Source organism: Streptacidiphilus sp. MAP12-33, from assembly GCF_041261265.1.
GTDB lineage: Bacteria > Actinomycetota > Actinomycetes > Streptomycetales > Streptomycetaceae > Streptacidiphilus.
The window spans coordinates 69976-89348 of record NZ_JBGCCA010000035.1 but is presented as its reverse complement, the minus strand read 5'-3'; the positions used below and the strand labels follow the sequence as shown (position 1 = coordinate 89348).

At 72.3% G+C, this 19373-nt stretch carries 15 protein-coding genes; 5 read left to right on the top strand and 10 right to left on the bottom strand.

The annotated features are described in order from the left end of the window. Nucleotides 1–114: 114 nt before the first annotated feature. The 5 genes from ABH931_RS29945 to ABH931_RS29925 form a co-directional block, all read right to left on the bottom strand. Nucleotides 115–930, bottom strand: a complete 816-nt coding sequence (locus ABH931_RS29945) for a TylF/MycF/NovP-related O-methyltransferase (protein WP_370119996.1) — start codon at nt 928–930, stop codon at nt 115–117. A 196-nt stretch (nt 931–1126) separates the two neighbouring features. Continuing rightward, nucleotides 1127–5272 carry a CDP-glycerol glycerophosphotransferase family protein gene (locus ABH931_RS29940; protein WP_370119993.1) on the bottom strand — a complete coding sequence of 1382 codons (4146 nt, stop codon included), beginning with the start codon at nt 5270–5272 and terminating at the stop codon, nt 1127–1129. Nucleotides 5273–5358: 86 nt separating this feature from the next. Continuing rightward, nucleotides 5359–7176: a hypothetical protein gene (locus ABH931_RS29935; RefSeq protein WP_370119991.1), complete on the bottom strand. Its 1818-nt coding sequence runs from the start codon at nt 7174–7176 to the stop codon at nt 5359–5361. A gap of 77 nt (nt 7177–7253) precedes the next feature. Next, nucleotides 7254–9038: a hypothetical protein gene (locus ABH931_RS29930; protein ID WP_370119988.1), complete on the bottom strand. Its 1785-nt coding sequence runs from the start codon at nt 9036–9038 to the stop codon at nt 7254–7256. Further along, a complete protein-coding gene (locus ABH931_RS29925; protein WP_370119986.1) occupies nt 9035–10030 on the bottom strand; it encodes a decaprenyl-phosphate phosphoribosyltransferase in 996 nt (331 codons plus the stop codon). Before ABH931_RS29925 ends, ABH931_RS29930 begins: the two co-directional genes overlap by 4 nt. Nucleotides 10031–10219: 189 nt before the next feature. On the opposite strand from ABH931_RS29925, the gene ABH931_RS29920 reads away from it, so the two are divergent. The 3 genes from ABH931_RS29920 to ABH931_RS29910 all read left to right on the top strand — a co-directional run bounded on the left by ABH931_RS29920 (nt 10220) and on the right by ABH931_RS29910 (nt 13356). Continuing rightward, on the top strand, nt 10220–11569 hold the full coding sequence (locus ABH931_RS29920) for an FAD-binding protein (protein WP_370119983.1): 1350 nt from the start codon (nt 10220–10222) through the stop codon (nt 11567–11569). 94 nt (nt 11570–11663) lie between these two features. Beyond that, complete coding sequence (locus tag ABH931_RS29915; RefSeq protein ID WP_370119980.1) at nt 11664–12419, top strand: decaprenylphospho-beta-D-erythro-pentofuranosid-2-ulose 2-reductase; 756 nt, start codon at nt 11664–11666, stop codon at nt 12417–12419. A gap of 67 nt (nt 12420–12486) precedes the next feature. Then, on the top strand, nt 12487–13356 hold the full coding sequence (locus ABH931_RS29910) for a YihY/virulence factor BrkB family protein (protein ID WP_370119978.1): 870 nt from the start codon (nt 12487–12489) through the stop codon (nt 13354–13356). A 16-nt stretch (nt 13357–13372) separates the two neighbouring features. Here the strand turns inward: ABH931_RS29910 and ABH931_RS29905 are convergent, their stop codons facing one another. Next, nucleotides 13373–14596: a D-alanyl-D-alanine carboxypeptidase family protein gene (locus ABH931_RS29905; protein ID WP_370119975.1), complete on the bottom strand. Its 1224-nt coding sequence runs from the start codon at nt 14594–14596 to the stop codon at nt 13373–13375. 95 nt (nt 14597–14691) lie between these two features. On the opposite strand from ABH931_RS29905, the gene ABH931_RS29900 reads away from it, so the two are divergent. Together ABH931_RS29900 and ABH931_RS29895 are read left to right on the top strand one after the other, a co-directional pair. Continuing rightward, nucleotides 14692–14973 carry an SCO4848 family membrane protein gene (locus tag ABH931_RS29900; RefSeq protein WP_370119972.1) on the top strand — a complete coding sequence of 94 codons (282 nt, stop codon included), beginning with the start codon at nt 14692–14694 and terminating at the stop codon, nt 14971–14973. Nucleotides 14974–15020: 47 nt separating this feature from the next. Then, nucleotides 15021–15806, top strand: coding sequence for a hypothetical protein (locus ABH931_RS29895; protein WP_370119969.1), 786 nt, complete (start codon nt 15021–15023; stop codon nt 15804–15806). A gap of 64 nt (nt 15807–15870) precedes the next feature. On the opposite strand, the gene ABH931_RS29890 is transcribed toward ABH931_RS29895, so the two are convergent. The 4 genes from ABH931_RS29890 to sdhC are packed head-to-tail and all read right to left on the bottom strand — an operon-like array spanning nt 15871 to nt 19316. After that, nucleotides 15871–16671, bottom strand: coding sequence for a succinate dehydrogenase iron-sulfur subunit (locus tag ABH931_RS29890; RefSeq protein WP_370119967.1), 801 nt, complete (start codon nt 16669–16671; stop codon nt 15871–15873). Further along, on the bottom strand, nt 16671–18425 hold the full coding sequence (gene sdhA / locus ABH931_RS29885) for a succinate dehydrogenase flavoprotein subunit (RefSeq protein WP_370119964.1): 1755 nt from the start codon (nt 18423–18425) through the stop codon (nt 16671–16673). The genes ABH931_RS29890 and sdhA overlap by 1 nt, the downstream gene beginning before the upstream one ends. 28 nt (nt 18426–18453) lie before the next feature. Further along, the gene (locus ABH931_RS29880) at nt 18454–18924 is read right to left on the bottom strand and encodes a succinate dehydrogenase hydrophobic membrane anchor subunit (RefSeq protein WP_370119962.1); all 471 of its coding nucleotides are present in this window, start codon (nt 18922–18924) and stop codon (nt 18454–18456) included. Nucleotides 18925–18938: 14 nt separating this feature from the next. After that, entirely contained in the window at nt 18939–19316 is a 378-nt protein-coding gene (sdhC, locus tag ABH931_RS29875; RefSeq protein ID WP_370119959.1) for a succinate dehydrogenase, cytochrome b556 subunit, read from the bottom strand. Nucleotides 19317–19373 lie beyond the last annotated feature (57 nt).

Below are 19373 nucleotides of genomic sequence, written 5' to 3'. Positions count from 1 at the left end.
TCATACCTTAATACATGCAAACATCAGTCAACGTGGCAGCGACATCCGACCGAACACCCCCCGCGAACGGGGGGTGAGCACGGCGCGAACGCGAGGGGGACCGGACCTGACGGGTCAGGAGGGCTTGACCGCGATCCGGCCCTCGTCCATGCGGGTCAGCAGCAGCCGGGCGCCGGTCTCCTCCAGGAACTCGTCCACCGCCTGGCGGGAGCCCTGCCAGTAGCCGTAGTCGTCGAGCAGCAGCACGCCGCCCGGGACCAGCCGGTCGTACAGGTGGATCAGCTCGTGCTTGGTGGAGCTGTACCAGTCGGTGTCCAGGCGCAGGATCGCGATCTGCTCGGGTGCCTGCTCCGGGATGGTGTCCTCGACCTTGCCCTGGACGTAGTGCAGGCGCTCGGACGGGTAGTCGATGCGGGAGAAGCCGTCCTGCACGTCGTCGAGCGTGGCCAGCGCCCAGATCGGGCGGTCCTTGCCCTGGGTGGCCAGCAGGTCCGCGGCGCTCGCGCCGTCGACGCGCTTGTCCTCCTCGGTGGGCTCGCTCATGCCCTCGAAGGTGTCGAACAGGTACAGCTCGCGGTCGGTGGCCTCCAGCGACAGCAGCGTGCGCGCCACCGCCTGCATCGAGCCGCCGCGCCACACGCCGCACTCGACGATGTCACCCGGGAGATCGTGCCGCGTGACGTAGCGCACCGACTGGATCAGCGCGTTCAGGCGCTCCAGCGAGGTCATCGTCCACGGCTTGACCGCGGTGATGATCTCCTTCGCGGTCTCGTCGTAGTCCGCCGGGAACTTCAGCGGCTTCGGCCCCGCCGGTGCGGCCGGCTTGGCCGGGGTCGCGACGGGGGCGACGGCGGGGCGGCTCTGGATCCGGCGCAGTTCGTAGCCGGTCAGTTGCCGCAGAGTCGTGTTGACAGTCTTGCGCCAGATCATGGGTCCGGAGGCTACGCCCCCGACAGGGGCTCTGTCTCTAGGACGGAGGACCTTTGAATCGGCTTTTCATCGTTCAGCGGCGTGGCCGTCATCTGCCGGACGCCCGAGGTGGTGGGCTTTGCACCGATCACCCTCTGTTGTGCACCGGGTCGCCCGGTGCACGACAGCAGCGGTCACGCAGAAGCCGTGCGGGGGATCAGCTCAGCTCCAGCATCCGGTCGACCACGCGCCGCGAGGCGGCGCCGTCGTCCAGGTCGCAGTAGGTCTTGCGGAAGACCTCGTACGCGGCGCCGTACGGCTCGACGGCGGCGTCCAGGTCGCGCAGCGCGTCCACCACCTCGGCGCAGGTGCGCAGCAGCGGGCCGGGGGCCTGGGCCTCGAAGTCGAGGTAGAAGCCGCGCAGCGTGTCCCGGTACAGCTCCAGGTCGTAGGTGAAGAAGAGCATCGGCCGACCGGTCACCGCGAAGTCGAACATCGCCGAGGAGTAGTCGGTGACCAGCACGTCCGCGACCAGGTAGAGGTCCTGGATGTCCGGGTAGCTGCCCAGGTCCCAGACGAAGCCGTTGCCCGCGCCCGGCACCGTGTCGACGACGTGCGCGTGCGGGCGGACCAGCAGCACGTGGTCCTCGCCGAGCGCGCGGCGCATCTCGGCGACGTCCAGGTGCAGGTCGAGGTGGTGGCCGCCGTGGTGGAGGCGGACCTGGTGTTCGCGCCAGGTCGGCGCGTACAGGACCACCCGCTTGCCCGGCGGCAGCCCCAGCCGGCGGCGCACCTCCGCCGCCCGGTGGTCCCGGTCCGGGGAGAGCAGCACGTCGTTGCGCGGGTAGCCGGACTCCAGGATCTCGCCCTCGTACCGGAACGCCTGCCGCAGGATCGGGGTGCTGAACCGGTTGGGGGAGAGCAGCACCTGCCACTGCCTGGCTTCGTGCTCCAGGCGGCGCAGGTAGTCGGTGTCGGTGAACCAGTCGTTGTCGAAGTCGTAGCCGATCCGCTTCAGCGGCGTGCCGTGCCAGGTCTGCACGACGACCTGGCCCTCGCGGCGCTCCAGCAGCTCGGGCAGGTGGGTGTTGCCGACGATCCACCGGCTGCGCGCCAGCGCCTCGTACCACTCGGCGGAGCCGATCAGCACCGAGCGCGCGCCCGGCGGGGTGGGCATCCGGTGGTCGAGCACCGTCCACAGGTGGGCGACCTTGCCGTCGCCGCGGCGCAGCATCTCCTGGTGCACGGCGCGCGGGGAGCAGGAGTAGGACTTGCCCTCGAACACGTCGTACAGCACCTGCGGCAGCAGTGGCCGCCTGCGGGCCGCGGGCAGGTCGCGCGTCAGCAGCAGGCGCCGGTGGTAGTCGCCGCGCTCGTGCGGGCTGAGCGCCGAGGAGACCTCGAGCAGCATCCCGTCGTAGCCGTGGCGGGTCAGCCGCACCGTCTTGCCGCGGGCCTGGACCGCGACCGGCATGCCGGCGTGCGCGGCGGGGGAGAGCCTGGCCTGGCACTCCAGCGGCTTGGCCGCATCCAGCGCTGAGTCCGCCGGGAGCGGACGGCGGACCAGGATCCGCCACTCGCCCCAGGCCAGCGGGACCTCCCCGGCGTAGCCGGAGAGCGGGACGGCCGGCAGCAGGGTGTCGATCCGTCCGTCGACGGCCTCGAAGGGGTGGATCTCCGGCCGGGCCTGGGTGGGGTGACGCAGTACCAGCTCCAGGTGGTGGCGGCCGGGCAGCGGATAGCTCCCGGTGAGCCGGAAGCCCTCCTTGGCCAGGTCGGCCCGGACCGCCTCGAACAGCGGCTGGGCGGGCTGGTCGACCAGCTGCAGGTAGCCGGTCGGCGAGCGCTTGACGCACACCACCCGCTCCGGCTCGCCGTCACCCGGCAGGCGCACCTGCGCCGCCTCCGGCTGGGACCGCTCGTCGTGGACGAAGCGCAGCGAGGCGTCCTGCTCCTCCGCCTCCTCCCCCTCCTCCGCGTCCTCGCGTTCCGGCACCTCCAGGCGCAGGTCGACGGCCCAGCGGTGGCCGTGGGTCGGGGCGACGTGCGAGCGGACCGCGATGTACTCCTCGCGCGCGAGGTCGAGCTTCGCGAGGTCGAGCGTGGCGGTGAAGGGCACCCATCCGTCGGCGTCGGGCGTGAACTCCGCCCCGGGCGCGACTGCCGCGGCCGTGCCGTTCCCCGCGGAACGGCCGTTGACCGGGTTCACACCCGTGGTGGGCCACGGTGCAGTTGTCACCTCGGGCCCGCTGACGCGCCGGACTCCCGCCCCGCCCGCCGCGCCGCCCGCGCCGACGGAGATCGCGCCGGGGGCGCCGTATGCGTCCCGGGTGGCGGGGTCGCCGACGAGGCCGGTGGCCTGGGCCGCGTCGGTCGCGCCGCTCGCGTCCCGGATGGCGGGGTCGGCCACGAGGCCCGCCGCAGGGGCCGGGCCTCCCGCGTCGTCGGCGGGGAGCGGGCCGTTCCGCGTGGCGGGTTCGCCGTTCGTGGGCGTTCCCGCCGGGATGTGGTCGGCGGCCATCTGGGCCCTGACGTCAGCGCCCAACGCGCGGAGCGCGTCCTCGCGGCCGGCCAGGTAGGCGTCCGCCTCCGCTCCGGCGGCGTCGGCGAGCGCGACGGGACGAGCCGCTCCCGCGAAGGTGACGGGCAGTTCGACGACCGCCGCCGAGCCCTCCTCCAGGTGCCGCAGGCGCAGCGACCGCACGCGGTGGGCCAGTGCGGCGCGGACCCGCCCGCTGAACTCCAGGGTGCCCGCTGCGGCGCCCCGGCCCTCGCGGACCGGGCCGGCCAGGGCGTGGGCGTGCTCGACCCGCAGGTAGAGGTGCTGGTCCCGGATCTCCGGCACCACCCGGACGTCCTCGGCCACCCAGCTGGAGCGCGGGCTCTGCCCGGACGCGTGGTGCCCGGCCTTGATCCGGCTGCGGCGTGGACGGCCCGCGCCGAGCACGGCGACGGTGACCCGCCAGGTCCCGTCCACCCAGCGGCCGTCCTGGCGCAGCCGCCGCGGGTCGATGCCGACGGCGAAGCCCGCCAGGTCGCAGTCGCGCAGCAGCTGGCCCTGGTCGGCCGTCACCTCGGGGGTGCGGACGGTCTTCGCGGGCAGCAGCACCGTGCGGCGGCTGTGGGTCTCCCGCAGCATCACCATCTTCAGCGCGCTGTGGCGCGCCGGCGCGCCCAGATGCGTCGGGTAGGCGAAGCCGGTCAGCCGGAGCGCGCCCTTGTCGTCCCAGTCGGCCCCGCGCAACTGCGTGCGGACCACCAGCTCCGGGCCGAGCCGCAGCACCCCCGCCGGGATCGGCGGGCGGCCCTCCAGCACCGGGTAGGCGGCACGCGGCCGCAGCGCGCCCCGGACCGGGATCGCGTTCTTGTGGTCCCACTGCCAGCGCAGCAGCGCCAGGAAGTCGTCGATCCGGCCCTGCGCGATGAGGTAGTAGCGCAGCCGGTGCTGCACCGGCAGCCGGTCGATCTGCTTGGCGCCGATCTCCGTCACCAGCGTGCCCACGTGCTCGGCGAAGACCTGGTGCAGCTCCGCGTCACCGTCGATCGCCGCCTGGAAGAAGAGAGGGATCTCCTCGGCCAGCGCGTTGCGGTCGTAGGCGCGCAGGTAGTCGCGGTACTCGGGACCGGCCTGCGCGATCAGGAACGCGCGGACCAGCCGCATCGAGGCCACCCGGTCCCTCAGGCCGCGCGGGTCGCTGCGGTTCTGGGTGATCGAGCGCTCGCCGGTCTCGCGCTCGCGCCAGTTGTAGATCGGGTCGCTGAGGACGTCGACCTTCTCGGCGAGGTAGTGCAGCGGCACGCTCACCGGGGCGTCCTCGTAGAGGATGCCCGGGTAGCGCAGGCCGTGGGCGTCGAAGAAGGAACGCCGGTAGACCTTGTTCCACGCGGTCCGGTCGGTGATCAGCGCGGGGAACTCGCTGATGTGCGTGCTCAGCCGGGTCCGGGCGAAGGGCCGCGCGTGGACCGGCGACTGCCGCTCGCCGGCGATGCGGAACCGCCGCACGTTGCCCGCGACGAAGTCGGAGCCGGTCTGGTCCAGGGTCGTGAGCATCAGCTCGTACGCGGTCGGCGGCAGCGTGTCGTCGCTGTCGACGAAGGCCAGGAACTCGGTGCCGGGCGTCAGCGCGTCGATGCCGGTGTTGCGGGCCGGGCCGAGGCCGCCGTTCTCCTTGCGCACCGCCCGGAAGCGGGGGTCGCGCCGTGCCCAGGCGTCCGCGATCGCACCGCTGCCGTCCGTCGACCCGTCGTCGACCATGACGACCTCGAAGTCGCCCATGGTCTGGGCCGCGAGCGAGGCGAGGCACTCGTCGAGATACCGCTCGACGTTGTAGATCGGGACGACGACGGAGAGACGCGGGGGCATCCGCTCGGGCCTTTCGGGTCGGGGACAGTCGGTGCTGGTGCGGGCGGTGAGGGGGCGTGAGGAGGGCCGGGGTTCCGGGGTCGGGGTCAGGGGATGGGGGCGTTCTGCACCTGGTTCAGCCAGTCGGTGCTGTGCGCGGGGAGGTGGATGTGCGTGCCGTAGTAGTCGTTGATGCAGGAGGCGACCCAGTCCGCGCGGCCGCTGCGGGTGTAGGCGTCGCGCAGGTGGCCGATGTAGGAGGGCACGTACGTCGGGTTCTTGACGCCCCGGCGCAGCTGGGCCTCCAGCTGGCGTTGCTGCGCGTCCCAGTGGTGGGCGCGCACGCGTGTCTGGTGCACCACGGCGACGGCGGGCTGGGCCAGCCCCACCAGCGCGAACCCGAGCAACGCCGGGAGCAGCAGCGCGGCCCTGCGCCGCCGCGGTGTGCCGGGCACGGGGGCGACGGCTCCGGCGAGCAGGCGCCCGGCGGCGACGCCGGCGGCGGCGAGCAGCAGGGTGTACGGCAGCCGCCAGTCGTTCCAGGTGCGCACCATGTACCAGATCCAGGACCCGAAGACGGCCTGGACCAGCTCGGTGACCAGCAGACTTCCGAGCAGGACCGCGACGGCGGCCCACACCAGCAGCCGCAGCGGCGACCGCACCGCCAGCGCGGGCCCCGCGGGCGGCTCGGTCCGGACCTCGGGCGCGGGCGCGGTGCCACCGTCCGAGCCGTCTGCGACGTCCGCCGTCACGACGGCCGCGCCGCCCGCGCCGCCCGCGCCGCCCGCGCTGCCCGCGCCGACGGCGCCTGAGGTCGTCGGCGTCGCGGCGGCCGTCGGGTGCTCGGCCGCGCCGTCGGCGTGGGCGGTCGCGGTCACCACGGCGGGGCCGCCCCCGGCCGGTGCGGCGAGCGTTGCCTCGTCACCCGTCCTCGCAGAACCGGCGGGCTCCGCCGTCCGGGCCCGGCGTGTCGAGGCGCGGGGGAAGAGACCGCTGCGGGTGAGGGCGGCCGGGTCGAGGTGGCGGGTGGTCAGGCCGAGGACCACGCCGGCCAGGACGACCGCCGCGTAGTCCCAGCTGGACAGCGTCGTGGCCAGGTCGCCGAGCCAGGTGACCAGGCCGTCACGGAGGCGGTGCAGCAGTTCCGCGCCGTGGGGGACGCCCAGGCCCGCGCTGCGGGCGTGCATGCCGGGGGAGAGGTACTCCACCAGCAGGCCGCCCGCCGAGCCCGCGGCGGCGGCCAGCGCGCCGAGGCGGGCAGCGTGGCGGGCGGGCCGGTCGGCACAGACGTCGCCGGCGCGCAGCCACAGGGCGGCCGCGAGGACCCCGACGACCAGCGCCATGGCCTCGGACACCAGGGCGATGAAGGCGAAGCCGAGCAGCAGGGCGAGCGCGGCCGTCCACCGGCCGGCCAGCCCCGCGCGCCCGCCACGCCCGGGCAGGCACAGCACGGCGGAGACGAGCACCGTCGACAGCACCGCGGGGACCGTGTGCGAGATGCCGCCGGAGGCCCAGTACGTGGTCTGGTAGGGCTGCGGGCAGACCAGCAGGAACACCAGGGCGGCCGCGGCCGCCGTCAGCAGCTGGACCGCGACCGGCACGTGACGGCCGAACAGCCGTACCAGCCGGGCGATGAGCAACCAGAGTGAACCGAGCAGCAGGGCGATGACGACGACCGGGTAGAGCTGCAGGCCGAGCGGCCCGAGCCCGTGCACCCAGGCCAGCAGCACGGCGTTGCCCGCCCGGCCGTTGCTGTCCTGATAGAGGAAGTGGACGAACTGACGGACCGACATGGTGCGCATGTTCGTCTGGTAGCACCAGTCGTCGGCCGCCGGTCGCACCCAGGCACCGCCTGCCCCGAGCAGGGCGAGCAGAGCTGTGGCGAATCCGGCGAGAAGGGTGGCGGAGCGCGCGAGGGCTTTCATTTCGAAAAACAATCCTGGGGTGATCCGGCGCGAATTGCAAAATAGCCACGAATTCGCCGGGAAAAATAATTGTCCGACTATCTTGGAATAGTTGACGGGAGATCACAGGTCGCCAGGGGCGCGGTCGCCCGACGCTGTTCGAGTGCGGGGACCTCATGGTGCGCCAAGCTCTGCGCCGCCGCGAGTCGGGCGGGCGAGGTGACCGCGTCCGCGCGGACCCAGTCGCTGTCGAACGCGCTCGGGCCGCCGGCCGTGCCGGAGTCGTAGAGCGGCAGGTAGCCCGCCGCGCGCAGCGTCCCCGGCAGCAGGCCGGGAATGCGCGCCCACGGCCCGTGCACGTGGACGAAGGTCGGCCGCACCTCGTGGAACACGTACGAGCGGACCGCCGCCATGTCGCCCGCGCCGTAGGCGCGTGCGATCGTCGGGTCGGTCAGCCCGGCCAGGTCGACCACGCGCAGCTCGCTCGTCAGCAGCGTTCCGCCGAGGTCGGGGAGCAGCAGGCTGCTGGTCCGGCGCGGCAGGCCGAGCGCGTCGGCGTACTGGTTGAAGAGCAGGCCGTAGCGCTGGGCCACGCTGCACATCGACAAGGTCGGGTACTGCCGGAAGGACGCCGCCGAGGCGGCCTGCGGCACGGCGGAGACGGCGAGCGCGACGGCCGCGGCCACCGCGAGCGCGGGCCGGACGACCCGCGTCGGCACCGTCGCCGGCCAGCTCGCCGACCAGGCGCGGGTCAGCGCGAGCGCGCCGAACAGGGCACCGGCCGTCCACAGCGGCGTGGCGAACCGGTACAGCGCCATCCAGTCCGGCCGCAGCACCGCGAAGCCGAACAGCGCGAGCAGCGGTGGTACCCCGGCCGCGACCAGCTCCGCCCGCGCCGTCGCCGTCCCGGGCCGGAGCAGCACCACGGCCGCCGCGAGCAGGACCACGGCGACCCCCGCCCAGCCCGCGTAGCCCAGCACGTCGACGGCCCGGTCCCACATCTCGGCCAGGCCCGGCGTCCCCTGGGCCTTGGCCACGGCCGTGTTGGGCACCCACTGCCCGAACTCCGCCCTGCGCCACAGCAGGAACACCCCGTAGGGCGCCCCGAACACGGCCAGTTCGAGCGCCGCCGGCCGCAGCAGCCGCCGGGCGACCCCGGCGCGCGTCAGCGCCGCACGCGGCACCGTCAGCAGCAGGGCCAGCGGGTAGGCGCCCGCGTAGACGAGGCCGTCCGGGCGGGTCAGGGCCGCCAGGAGGGCCAGCAGGCCGGCCCAGACGGCGGTACGCGCGTCCGGCAGCGCGCCGCGCCCGGCGGTACGGGCCAGCAACGCCGCCAGCGCGGCGGCGAGCAGGCCGTAGAGCGGGTTCTCCAGTCCGGAGAAGGCCCAGATGACGAACGACCAGTTGGTCGCGAGGACCGCCGCCGCCAGCAGGGTGGCCGCGGCGGAGCCCGTCGTGGCGCGCACGCACGCCAGCACGCCGAGGACGCAGAGCAGCGCCAGCAGTTTGGGGAACCACACCAGGTCGCTGACGCCGAACAGCGAACCGTGGTCGAAAAGGCCCAGTCCGTGACCGAGGGTCAGCACCGTCAGCCAGCTGGGGTTCGAGTAGCCCTCGACCGGAGCCGCCCCCGCCTGCTGGACCGGCCCGAGGCCGTGCGCGACGCTGCGCGCGTAGGCGAAGGTGATCGCCGCGTCGTCCACGATCCAGGCCTTCATCCGCGCCGCCTGAGCGGCGACCAGCGCCGTCCCGCCCAGGACGGACGCCGGTCCGGCCAGGCGCCGGAGCCGGCCGGTCCGCCGGCCGGCGCGCATCTCGGGCACGGCGTCGGGAGCGGGTGCGGCCTCGGCGTCCGCGTCCTCCGGTCGCGCTTCGCCCGTCACAGCCCCGCCACCGAGAAGCAGTAGAGCACCAGCCAGGTCGCGGCGGCGATCTGCAGCGGGCGGTCGCGCAGCACCACGTCCTCGGGGGCGCCGGACTCCGCGCGGTCCGCGAAGACGGCGTAGCGCAGCAGGACCACCAGGAACGGGACGATCGACAGCGGCCGCCACGGCAGCACCGCGCCCGCCGTGACGTGTGGTGATTCGGGCGGGCTGCCCAGCGCCCAGAGGCAGTAGCTGAGCATGGTGACCCCCGCAGCCAACTGCCAGACGAAGCGCAGGTACTCGGGGGAGTAGGCGGCCAGCAGCGGCCGGGTGCGGCCGCTGCCGCCCTCGCCGGCCCGCTCCGAGTAGCGCTTGGCGGCCACCATGAACAGCGCCCCGAAGCCCGCCGTGATCAGGAACCAGCGGCTGAGCGGGATGCCGATCGCGGTGCCGCCCGCCATCGCGCGCAGCAGGAAACCGCTGGCCACCACCATCAGGTCGACCACCGGCAGGTGCTTGAACCAGGTGCAGTAGAGCAGTTGAAGCACCAGGTACGAGCCGATGACCAGGGCCGTCGCCGCGCTGCAGAGCAGGGCGGCGCCCGCGAGCGCGAGGGCGGCGAGCACCAGGCCGGTGCCGTAGGCGAGCGGGACGGGCACCGTCCCCGCGGCGACAGGCCGGAACCGCTTGGTCGGGTGGGCCCGGTCGGCGGCCACGTCCTTGGCGTCGTTGACCAGGTAGATCGCGGCGGAGGCGCAGGTGAACAACGCGAAGCAGGCGCCGAGCCGGGCGGGCACCCCCGGGGCCGCGAGCTCGCCCGCGGCGGCGGGGGCGGCGAGGACCAGCACGTTCTTCACCCATTGGCGTGGGCGGGCCGTTCGCAGCAGGCCGCGCGGGACGGGCAGCGGGCCCCGGCGTGCGAGTGGGCCGTCCGGGTGCTCTCCGTCCGTTTCGGTCGCGGGTTCGAGGAGATCCGTCCCCGGGGTGGTCACGGAGGACTCTTCCGTCATGCGCGTACCTCGCCGTCAACTCGCCGTCGCCGCCGTCACTCACCCGTTCGGGTGTGCTCCGCGACCTGTTCCCGCGTCCGGGACCGTGCGTATTCCGCGTGCCTAACCGGTGCGTTGGCGCTTTGGTCACGAATCACCGTCCGGGACGCCTCCTGCGGACTGTCGGTGGCCGGGCTTAGCGTCGCGGTCATGGACGGACCCGAAGGACCACTCACGGGGTGGGGCCGCACCGCACCCACGACGGCCCGGCTGCGTACGCCGACGACGGCCGCCGAGGCGCGCGCCGCCGTGCGCGCCGCGGACGGGCGCGGCCTGCTCGCCCGCGGGCTGGGGCGCAGCTACGGCGACGCCGCCCAGAACGCGGGCGGCACCGTCCTCGACATGACGTCGCTGGCACGGGTGCTCGCGCTCGACCTGGAGCGGGGCGTGGTCACCTGCGAGGCGGGCGTGAGCCTGGACCGGCTGATGAAGCTGCTGCTGCCTTTCGGCTGGTTCGTCCCGGTCACCCCCGGCACCCGGTACGTCACGGTCGGCGGGGCGATCGGCGCCGACATCCACGGCAAGAACCACCACGTCAGCGGCAGCTTCGGCCACCACGTCACCCGGATGCGGCTGCTGACGGCCGCCGGGGAGGAGGTCGAGCTCGCCCCCGGCGAGGAGCTGTTCGACGCCACCACCGGCGGCATGGGCCTGACGGGCGTCATCCTCGACGCGACGATCGCGCTGCTGCCGGTCACCACCTCGCTGATGTCCGTCGACACCGAACGCGCCACCGACCTCGACGACCTGATGCAGCGGCTGGAGGCCACCGACCACCGCTACCGCTACTCGGTGGCCTGGATCGACCTGGTCGCGCGCGGCGGCGCCACCGGTCGCGCGGTGCTGTCGCGCGGCGAGCACGCCACTGTCGACCTGCTGACCCCGCGGCAGCGCCGGGACCCGCTGGCCTTCCAGCCGCGCAGCCTCCCCCCGGCGCCGCGCGGCATCCCCGGCGGTCTGCTGCGCACCGGCACGGTCGGGGCGTTCAACGAGCTCTGGTTCCGCAAGGCGCCGCGCGAGAGGCGCGGCCAGCTCCAGCGGATCGGCGCCTTCTTCCACCCGCTCGACGGCGTCCCGGAGTGGAACCGCGTCTACGGGCCGGGCGGGTTCCTCCAGTACCAGTTCGTCGTCCCCTACGGGCAGGAGGCGGTGCTGCGCTCGATCGTCGAGCAGCTCAGCCGGCACGGCTGCCCGTCCTTTCTGGCCGTGCTCAAACGCTTCGGCGAGGGCGGCCCCGGCTGGCTCTCCTTCCCGATGCCCGGCTGGACGCTCGCGCTGGACCTGCCCGCCTCCGTCCCCGGCCTCGGCCCGCTGCTGGACCGCCTCGACGAGCAGGTGCTCGCCGCCGGCGGCCGGATCTACCTGGCCAAGGACTCCCGGATGCGCCCGCAGACGCTCGCCGCGATGTACCCGCGGCTCGCCGAGTTCCGCGCCCTGCGCGAACGGATCGACCCCGGCGGCGCCTTCACCTCCGACCTCGCCCGCAGGCTCGCGCTCTGACGCCGGTGGACGGCCGGGCCCCGCGGCTTCGCCGGGCCCGGCCGACCGGCCGGACGACGACCGAAGCCGTGAGCCAAGCCCGAAAGGTAGTCCCATGATGAACGCCCTGGGCGATCCCCAGTCCCTGCTGGTCCTCGGCGGTTCCTCCGAGATCGGGCTCGCCACGGCCCGACGGCTGGTCAGGTCCCGGGTCGAGGTGGTGCACCTGGCCGGGCGACCCTCGCCCGCGCTGGACGCGGCCGCGCAGGAGCTGCGCGCGCTCGGCGCGCAGGTGCACGTCCACGACTTCGACGCGGCGGCCGTGGACACCCACGAGACGGTGCTCGGCAAGATCTTCGCCGAGGGCGACGTGGACGTCGCGCTGCTCGCCTTCGGCGTCCTCGGCGACCAGGAGCAGGGCGAGCGCGAGCCCCTGGCCGCCGCCGCGGTGGCCCAGGTCAACTACCTCGGCGCGGTCACCTCCTCGCTGGTCTGCGCGCAGGCGCTGCGCCGCCAGGGCCACGGCGCGCTGGTCGTGCTCTCCTCGGTCGCCGGTGAGCGGGCCCGGCGCTCCAACTTCATCTACGGCTCCACCAAGGCGGGCCTCGACGCCTTCGCCCAGGGCCTCGGGGATTCGTTGCAGGGCACGGGCGCCAAGGTGATGGTGGTCCGGCCCGGCTTCGTGCGCACCCGGATGACGGAGGGCATGCAGGAGGCCCCCCTCGCCACGACGGCCGACGCCGTCGCCGAGGCCGTCGTCACCGGCCTGCGCCGGGGCAGCGAGACGGTCTGGGTGCCGGGCGCCCTGCGCTACGTCATGTCCGGCCTGCGGCACGTGCCCCGCGCGGTGTTCCGCAAGCTCCCGGTCTGATCGGGGTACGTTCCGGAGCATGGACTGGCTGACCCGACTGCCTTTGATCGGACCGGCGGTGGCTTGGGTGACGCGCTCCCGGGCCTACCGCGTCTACGAGCACTTCAACGACGTCGGCTCCAACCGCCTGGCGGGCGCCGTCACCTTCTTCGGGTTCCTCGCGCTCTTCCCGCTGCTGACGGTCGCCCTGGCGGTCGCGGCGGCGGTGCTGACGGACAGCAGGGTCGCCGAGCTCCAGCAGAAGATCGGCGAGCAGATCCCCGGACTGTCCAAGCAGCTGAACCTCCACGACGTGGCGGCCAACGCCGGCACGGTGGGTCTGGTCAGCGGCGTGATCCTGCTGATCTCCGGCCTCGGCTGGGTCGACACCACGCGGGTCGCCATCCGCACCTCCTGGTACCTGCCGATCGAGCCCGGCAACGTCGCCATCCGCAAGGCGTGGGACACGCTGATGCTGATCGGCCTCGGCCTCGTCGGCGCGGTCTCGCTCGGCGCGTCGACCGCCGCCGGGTCGCTGACCGGGCAGGTGGCCAAGTGGCTGGGCCTGGACGGCTCGACGGCGGGCCAGGTGGTGCTGGGGGTGCTGGCGTTCGTCCTCGCGGTCTGCGTGGACGTGCTGGTCTTCGCCTACCTGCTGGTCGGCCTCCCGCGGATCTTCGGGCAGCCGCGGAAGGTCGTCCTGCAGGCCGCGCTGATGGGCGCGGTGGGGTTCGAGATCCTCAAGCAGGCACTCGCCGCCTACGTCGCCCACATCGCGACCAAGAGCGTCTACGGCGCGTTCGGCACACCCATCGCGCTGCTGCTGTGGATCAACTTCATGTGCCGCTGGCTCCTGTACTGCGTCGCCTGGACGGCCACCGCCGACCCCGCCGCGGCGCGGGCACGGGCCCACGAACGCGCGGTGGAGGCGGTGGCCAAGGCCGACGAGGACGTCTAGCGGAGCGTCGTCGCGGCTAACGGGAGCGACGGCGGCGTCTGCGCACGACCACCGTGCCCGCCGTGCCGGCGAGCAGGACCGCCGCGACGCCCGCCGCCGCGTACGTCGTGGTGGAGGAGCCCGCGGGCTTGGAGGCCGCCGCGGGCCAGGTGCCGGCGGAGGTGCCGCCGGGCCTGGCCGCGGTGGTCGGGTGGGTGGCGTCCGTGGAGGTGGACTTGGTGGCGTCCAGGGTGCCGATGGGCGCGGTGTGCCCGTCGGCCGCGAAGCCCCAGTCCAGCAGGGCGCGCGCCTCGTGGTAGACCTCGTCGTACGCGTGGCTCTGCGGGTTCATCACGGTGACCAGCAGCGTGTGCCCGTCACGCCGTGCCGCCTCGATCAGGGTGTTGCCCGCGTTCGTGGTGTAGCCGTTCTTGACGCCGAGCAGGCCCGTGTAGTGGCCGACCCCGTCGAAGCCGGTCAGCAGGCGGTTGGTGTTGTCGATCTCGAAGGGCTTGCCCTTCGTGCTCGGGCCACCGGGGAACTTCGCGATCGCGGTCGAGCAGAACTTGGCGAACACGGGGTTCTTCAGTCCGTCACGGGCGAACAGCGTGAGGTCGTAGGCGGAGGAGACCTGGCCGGGCATGTCGTAGCCGTCGGGGCTGACGACGTGGGTGTCCTTCGCGCCCAGCGTGTCCGCCTGCGTCTGCATCTGCTGGACCGTCGAGGCGACGCCGCCGTTCATCGCGGCGAGCACGTGCACCGCGTCGTTGCCGGACCGCAGGAAGACGCCGAGCCACAGGTCGGAGACGGAGTACGTCTGGCCGGGCATCACCCCGACCTCGCTGCTGCCCGCGCCCATCCCGTCGAAGTCCGATTCGACGACCTTGTGCGTCGCGTCCTGCGGGAACTTCGGCAGCACGGTGTCGGCGAAGAGCGTCTTCAGCGTGCTGGCCGGGGGCAGCGCCCAGTGCGGGTTCTGCGCGGCCAGCACCTGGCCGGTGTCGGCGTCGGAGACCATCCAGGACAGGGCGGACAGCCCGCCCGGCAGCGCGGGCGCGCCCGCGCCCTTCTGCGGGCCCGGTCGGCCCAGCGCCTCGCCGCCGACCGTCGACATTCCGGCGGGCGGCTGTCTGACGGGGCTGCCGCTCGGGCTCGGCGCGTGGCCGGCCGCGGTCATCGAGAGCACCACCGTCGCGGCCGCCGCCGTGGCGACCGTTCCCCGTACCGTCCGACTGCTGCGGACGCGATCATGTAGCTGCACGCGTTCGACCGTACCCAATCCAATTCCCGCCCGGTCCTAAAAGCAGACAGGACCCCTCGTCCGGACGCGGCCGGACGGCCGACCATACTGACCCTATGAGACTGAGCCGACGTGCTTCCTGGTTCCTGACAGCCTTCGGCGTCTGGTCGATCTGGATCTGGGTCACGTTCTTCAAGAATCTGTGGGCCGACCACGAGGGCCTCGCCTTCACCGGCGGCGACCACGGCAAGCCGACCGCCTACTTCTGGATCCACGCGCTGCTCGCGCTCAGCTCCCTCGTGCTGGGCGTCGTCGTCGGCTCGCTCGGGGTGCGCAGCCTGCGTGCCGCCCGCAGGATCACCGAACCGGTGGAGGCCGCCGTCGGTGGTGATCTATAAGGGCTCCACCCGTCCACCCTTTCGGTGGATCACCTGCTTGGAGCACCATGCGCCTTGGCATAGCCGTGCCCGCTGCCGCGGGCGCTCTCGCCCTGGCCGCCGTCGCCACCCCCGGCGCCGCCTTCGCGGCGAGCGGCCCGGTGGTCAAGATCTCCGCCTCGGCCGCGTCGTTCACCATCGGGTTGAGCAACCCGTACACCTTCCAGGTCACCGTCAACGCCACGTCCACGCTCAACGGCGTCAGCATCAAGAGCATCAAGGCGGAGCCCTGGACGGCAGCCGGCAACCCGGCCTTCCGCGGTCCGAGCGCGTCGAACGTCGCCCAGTTCAGCTTGGGCCTCAAGACGCTGCACCGGACGGCCACCTCGTGGACGGTGGGCTACACGGAGCACGACAGCGCCGCCACGAACCGCCCGCCGAACCAGATCGCGGGCACCTGGAACCTCGCCGTCCTGGTCACCACCAAGGACGGCCGGGTCTTCTTCGACCCGAACGCCGCCCACTTCACCGCCAAGCGGGCCGACGTGCTCTCCGCCAGGCCGAGCGTATCCAGCGTCCGCAAGGGCGCCGCGCTGACCGTCAAGGGGCAGCTCAACCGCGCCGACTGGAACAAGGGCGTCTGGGCCGGCAACGGCGGCCAGTGGGTCCGGGTCCAGTTCCGCAAGGCCGGCACCGGCACCTGGGTGACCGAGGCCTACGCGAAGACCGCCGCCAACGGCTCCGTCAGCGCCTCCGTGCGTGACTACGCCACCGGGAGCTGGCGTGTGGTCTACAACGGCAACGCCGTGAGCGCCGCCGCGGTCTCCGGCGTCAGCACCGTGACCGTCAAGTAAGGCAAGCACGACGTGAGGCCCGGCCCCCGAAGGGGCCGGGCCTCACCTCGTCAGCGGATCAGGCTCAGTAGCGACGCGTGATCAGCGCGCGCTTGACTTCCTGGATCGCCTTGGTGACCTCGATGCCACGCGGGCACGCGTCGGTGCAGTTGAAGGTGGTGCGGCAGCGCCACACGCCCTCGCGGTCGTTCAGGATCTCCAGCCGCTGCTCCGCACCCTCGTCACGCGAGTCGAAGATGAAGCGGTGGGCGTTCACGATCGCGGCCGGACCGAAGTACTGGCCGTCGTTCCAGAACACCGGGCAGGAGGAGGTGCACGCGGCGCAGAGGATGCACTTGGTGGTGTCCTCGAAGCGCTGGACGTCCTCCTCCGACTGGATCCGCTCACGCGTCGGCGCGTTGCCCTTGGTGATCAGGAAGGGCATCACGTCGCGGTACGCCTGGAAGAACGGGTCCATGTCCACGATCAGGTCCTTGAGGACCGTCATGCCCTTGATGGGCTCGATCGTGATCGGCTTCGACACGCCGTTCTTGTCGAGGCTCGTGACGTCCTTGATGAGGGTCTTGCAGGCAAGACGGTTCTTGCCGTTGATCCGCATCGCGTCGGAGCCGCAGACACCGTGGGCGCAGGAGCGACGGTAGGTGAGCGTGCCGTCCTGCTCCCACTTGACCTTGTTGATCGCGTCGAGGACGCGCTCCTTCGGGTCCACCGTGAGCTGGTAGTCGACCCAGACCGCCTCCGGGTGCTCCTCCGGGTTGAACCGGCGGATCCGGAGCGTGATGGTGATCAGCTCGACCTTGCCCGACTCGGCGGCGTCCAGCGCGGCGGAGTGCGGGTTGGCTGCGTCGATGGTGGGGGTGCTCATCAGTACTTACGCTCCATCGGCTGGTAGCGGGTCACCACGACCGGCTTGTAGTCCAGGCGCACGGTGGTGTCGCCGTTCGCGTCGACCTCGCGGTACGCCATGGTGTGGCGCATGAAGTTGACGTCGTCACGGGTCGGGAAGTCCTCGCGGTAGTGACCGCCGCGCGACTCCTTGCGGGCCAGCGCGGAGACCGCGGTGACCTCGGCCAGGTCGAGCAGGTTGCCCAGCTCGACGGCCTCCAGCAGGTCCGTGTTGTACCGCTGGCCCTTGTCCATCACCGAGATGTTCTTGTAGCGCTCCTTCAGCTCGGCGATGTCGGCCACCGCCTGCTTCAGGGTCTCCTCGGTGCGGTACACGGACACGTTGGTGTCCATGGACTGCTGCAGCGCCTCACGGATGTCGCCGACGCGCTCGGTGCCGGACGCGGTGCGGATGGTCTCCAGCAGCTCGACGACCTTGGCGGCCGGGTTCTCCGGGAGCTCCACGAACTCGGCGGTCTCGGCGTACTTCGCGGCGGCGATGCCGGCGCGACGACCGAAGACGTTGATGTCGAGCAGCGAGTTGGTGCCCAGGCGGTTGGCGCCGTGGACGGACACGCAGGCGACCTCACCGGCGGCGAACAGACCCGGGACAACGGTGGTGTTGTCCAGCAGGACCTCGGACTCGTTGTTGGTCGGGATGCCGCCCATGGCGTAGTGCGCGGTCGGCTGGATCGGGATCGGGTCCGTGTAGGGCTCGATACCGAGGTAGGTGCGCGCGAACTCGGTGATGTCCGGCAGCTTGGCGTCCAGCTGCTCCGGCGGCAGGTGGGTGAGGTCCAGGTAGACGTGGTCCCCGTCGAGGCCGCAGCCTCGGCCGGCCCGGATCTCCGAGTAGATGGCGCGTGAGACGACGTCACGGGACGCGAGGTCCTTCATGACCGGCGCGTAGCGCTCCATGAAGCGCTCGCCGTCCTTGTTGCGCAGGATGCCGCCCTCGCCGCGGGCGCCCTCGGTGAGCAGGATGCCCATGCGCCAGATGCCCGTCGGGTGGAACTGGAAGAACTCCATGTCCTCCAGCGGCAGACCACGACGGTACGCGGCGGCCTGGCCGTCACCGGTCAGGGTGTGCGCGTTGGAGGTCACCTTGAAGAACTTGCCGTTGCCGCCCGAGGCGAAGATGACCGACTTCGCCTGGAAGACGTGCACCTCGCCGGTGGCCAGCTCGTACGAGACGACGCCGGAGACCTTCTTGACGCCGTCGACCTCGACCAGCAGCAGGTCCAGGACGTAGAACTCGTTGAAGAACTCCACGCCCTCCTTGACGCAGTTCTGGTACAGCGTCTGGAGGATCATGTGACCGGTGCGGTCCGCGGCGTAGCAGGAGCGGCGGACCGCCGCCTCGCCGTGGTTGCGGGTGTGGCCGCCGAAGCGACGCTGGTCGATCCTGCCCTCGGGGGTCCGGTTGAAGGGCAGACCCATCTTCTCCAGGTCGAGGACGGCGTCGATCGCCTCCTTGGCCAGGATCTCGGCGGCGTCCTGGTCGACCAGGTAGTCACCGCCCTTGACGGTGTCGAAGGTGTGCCACTCCCAGTTGTCGTCCTCGACGTTGGCCAGGGCGGCGGCCATGCCGCCCTGGGCCGCGCCGGTGTGGGAGCGGGTCGGGTAGAGCTTCGTCAGAACAGCGGTGCGGCTGCGCTTGGTGGCCTCGACGGCCGCGCGCATGCCCGCGCCGCCGGCGCCGACGATGACGGTGTCGTACTGGTGAATCTTCATGTCTGAGTCGCTGCCTCGTCCGTCCGCGTCAGCTGATGTTCGGGTCGAAGGTGAAGATCACCAGGGTGCCCAGCAGCACGGTGAAGACCGTGGCGGCCACCAGCAGGACCTTCAGCCAGAAGCGGGTGTTCGGGCGCTCGGCGTAGTCGTTGATGACCGTGCGCATGCCGTTGGCGCCGTGGAGCATCGCCAGCCACAGCATGAGCAGGTCCCAGCCCTGCCAGAACGGCGAGGCCCAGCGGCCGGCCACGAAGGCGAAGGAGATCTTCGAGACACCGCCGTCCAGCACCAGCTGGATGATCAGGTGACCGAGGACCAGGAAGACCAGCACGATGCCGGACAGGCGCATGAACAGCCACGCCAGCATCTCGAAGTTGGTCCGGCTGCGCCGGCCCGCGGTGGTCTTGGTGCGCTTGCGCGGCGGCTCGATGAGGAACGCCGTCGGGTCGGCGGGCGTCGCGTCGGTGAGCTCGACGTTGCCGATGGAGTCGGTGGACATCAGTTACCTCACCCTCACTTGAAGAGCCACTGCAGGGTTGCCTGCAGGACGGGGTAGAAGGCGAATGCCATCAGTACGACCCAGACGGACACGACGGTCCACAGCATCTGCGCCTGGTACTTCGGCCCCTTGGCCCAGAAGTCCACCGCGATGACCCGGAGGCCGTTGAGCGCGTGGAAGAGGATGGCGGCGGTCAGGCCGTACTCCATCAGGTTGACGAGCGGCGTCTTGTACGTCGCGATCACGCTGTTGTAGGCCTGCGGCGAGACGCGGACCAGTGCGGTGTCGAGGACGTGGGCGAACAGGAAGAAGAAAATGAGGACGCCGGTGACTCGATGAGCCACCCACGACCACATGCCTTCCCGGCCGCGGTACAGCGTTCCAGCCGGCACGGAAGAACCCTCCGGGAGCGGGGCGGGGGTCGCCCGATCAGCTCGGCGGCATCGTCG

Excerpts from the sequence above, each read along its gene's own strand:
- ABH931_RS29945 (WP_370119996.1), bottom strand. The coding sequence starts at position 930 with ATGATCTGGCGCAAGACTGTCAACACGACTCTGCGGCAACTGACCGGC.
- ABH931_RS29940 (WP_370119993.1), bottom strand. The coding sequence starts at position 5,272 with ATGCCCCCGCGTCTCTCCGTCGTCGTCCCGATCTACAACGTCGAGCGG.
- ABH931_RS29935 (WP_370119991.1), bottom strand. The coding sequence starts at position 7,176 with ATGAAAGCCCTCGCGCGCTCCGCCACCCTTCTCGCCGGATTCGCCACA.
- ABH931_RS29925 (WP_370119986.1), bottom strand. The coding sequence starts at position 10,030 with ATGACGGAAGAGTCCTCCGTGACCACCCCGGGGACGGATCTCCTCGAA.
- ABH931_RS29920 (WP_370119983.1), top strand. The coding sequence starts at position 10,220 with ATGGACGGACCCGAAGGACCACTCACGGGGTGGGGCCGCACCGCACCC.
- ABH931_RS29915 (WP_370119980.1), top strand. The coding sequence starts at position 11,664 with ATGATGAACGCCCTGGGCGATCCCCAGTCCCTGCTGGTCCTCGGCGGT.
- ABH931_RS29900 (WP_370119972.1), top strand. The coding sequence starts at position 14,692 with ATGAGACTGAGCCGACGTGCTTCCTGGTTCCTGACAGCCTTCGGCGTC.
- ABH931_RS29895 (WP_370119969.1), top strand. The coding sequence starts at position 15,021 with ATGCGCCTTGGCATAGCCGTGCCCGCTGCCGCGGGCGCTCTCGCCCTG.
- ABH931_RS29890 (WP_370119967.1), bottom strand. The coding sequence starts at position 16,671 with ATGAGCACCCCCACCATCGACGCAGCCAACCCGCACTCCGCCGCGCTG.
- sdhA (WP_370119964.1), bottom strand. The coding sequence starts at position 18,425 with ATGAAGATTCACCAGTACGACACCGTCATCGTCGGCGCCGGCGGCGCG.
- ABH931_RS29880 (WP_370119962.1), bottom strand. The coding sequence starts at position 18,924 with ATGTCCACCGACTCCATCGGCAACGTCGAGCTCACCGACGCGACGCCC.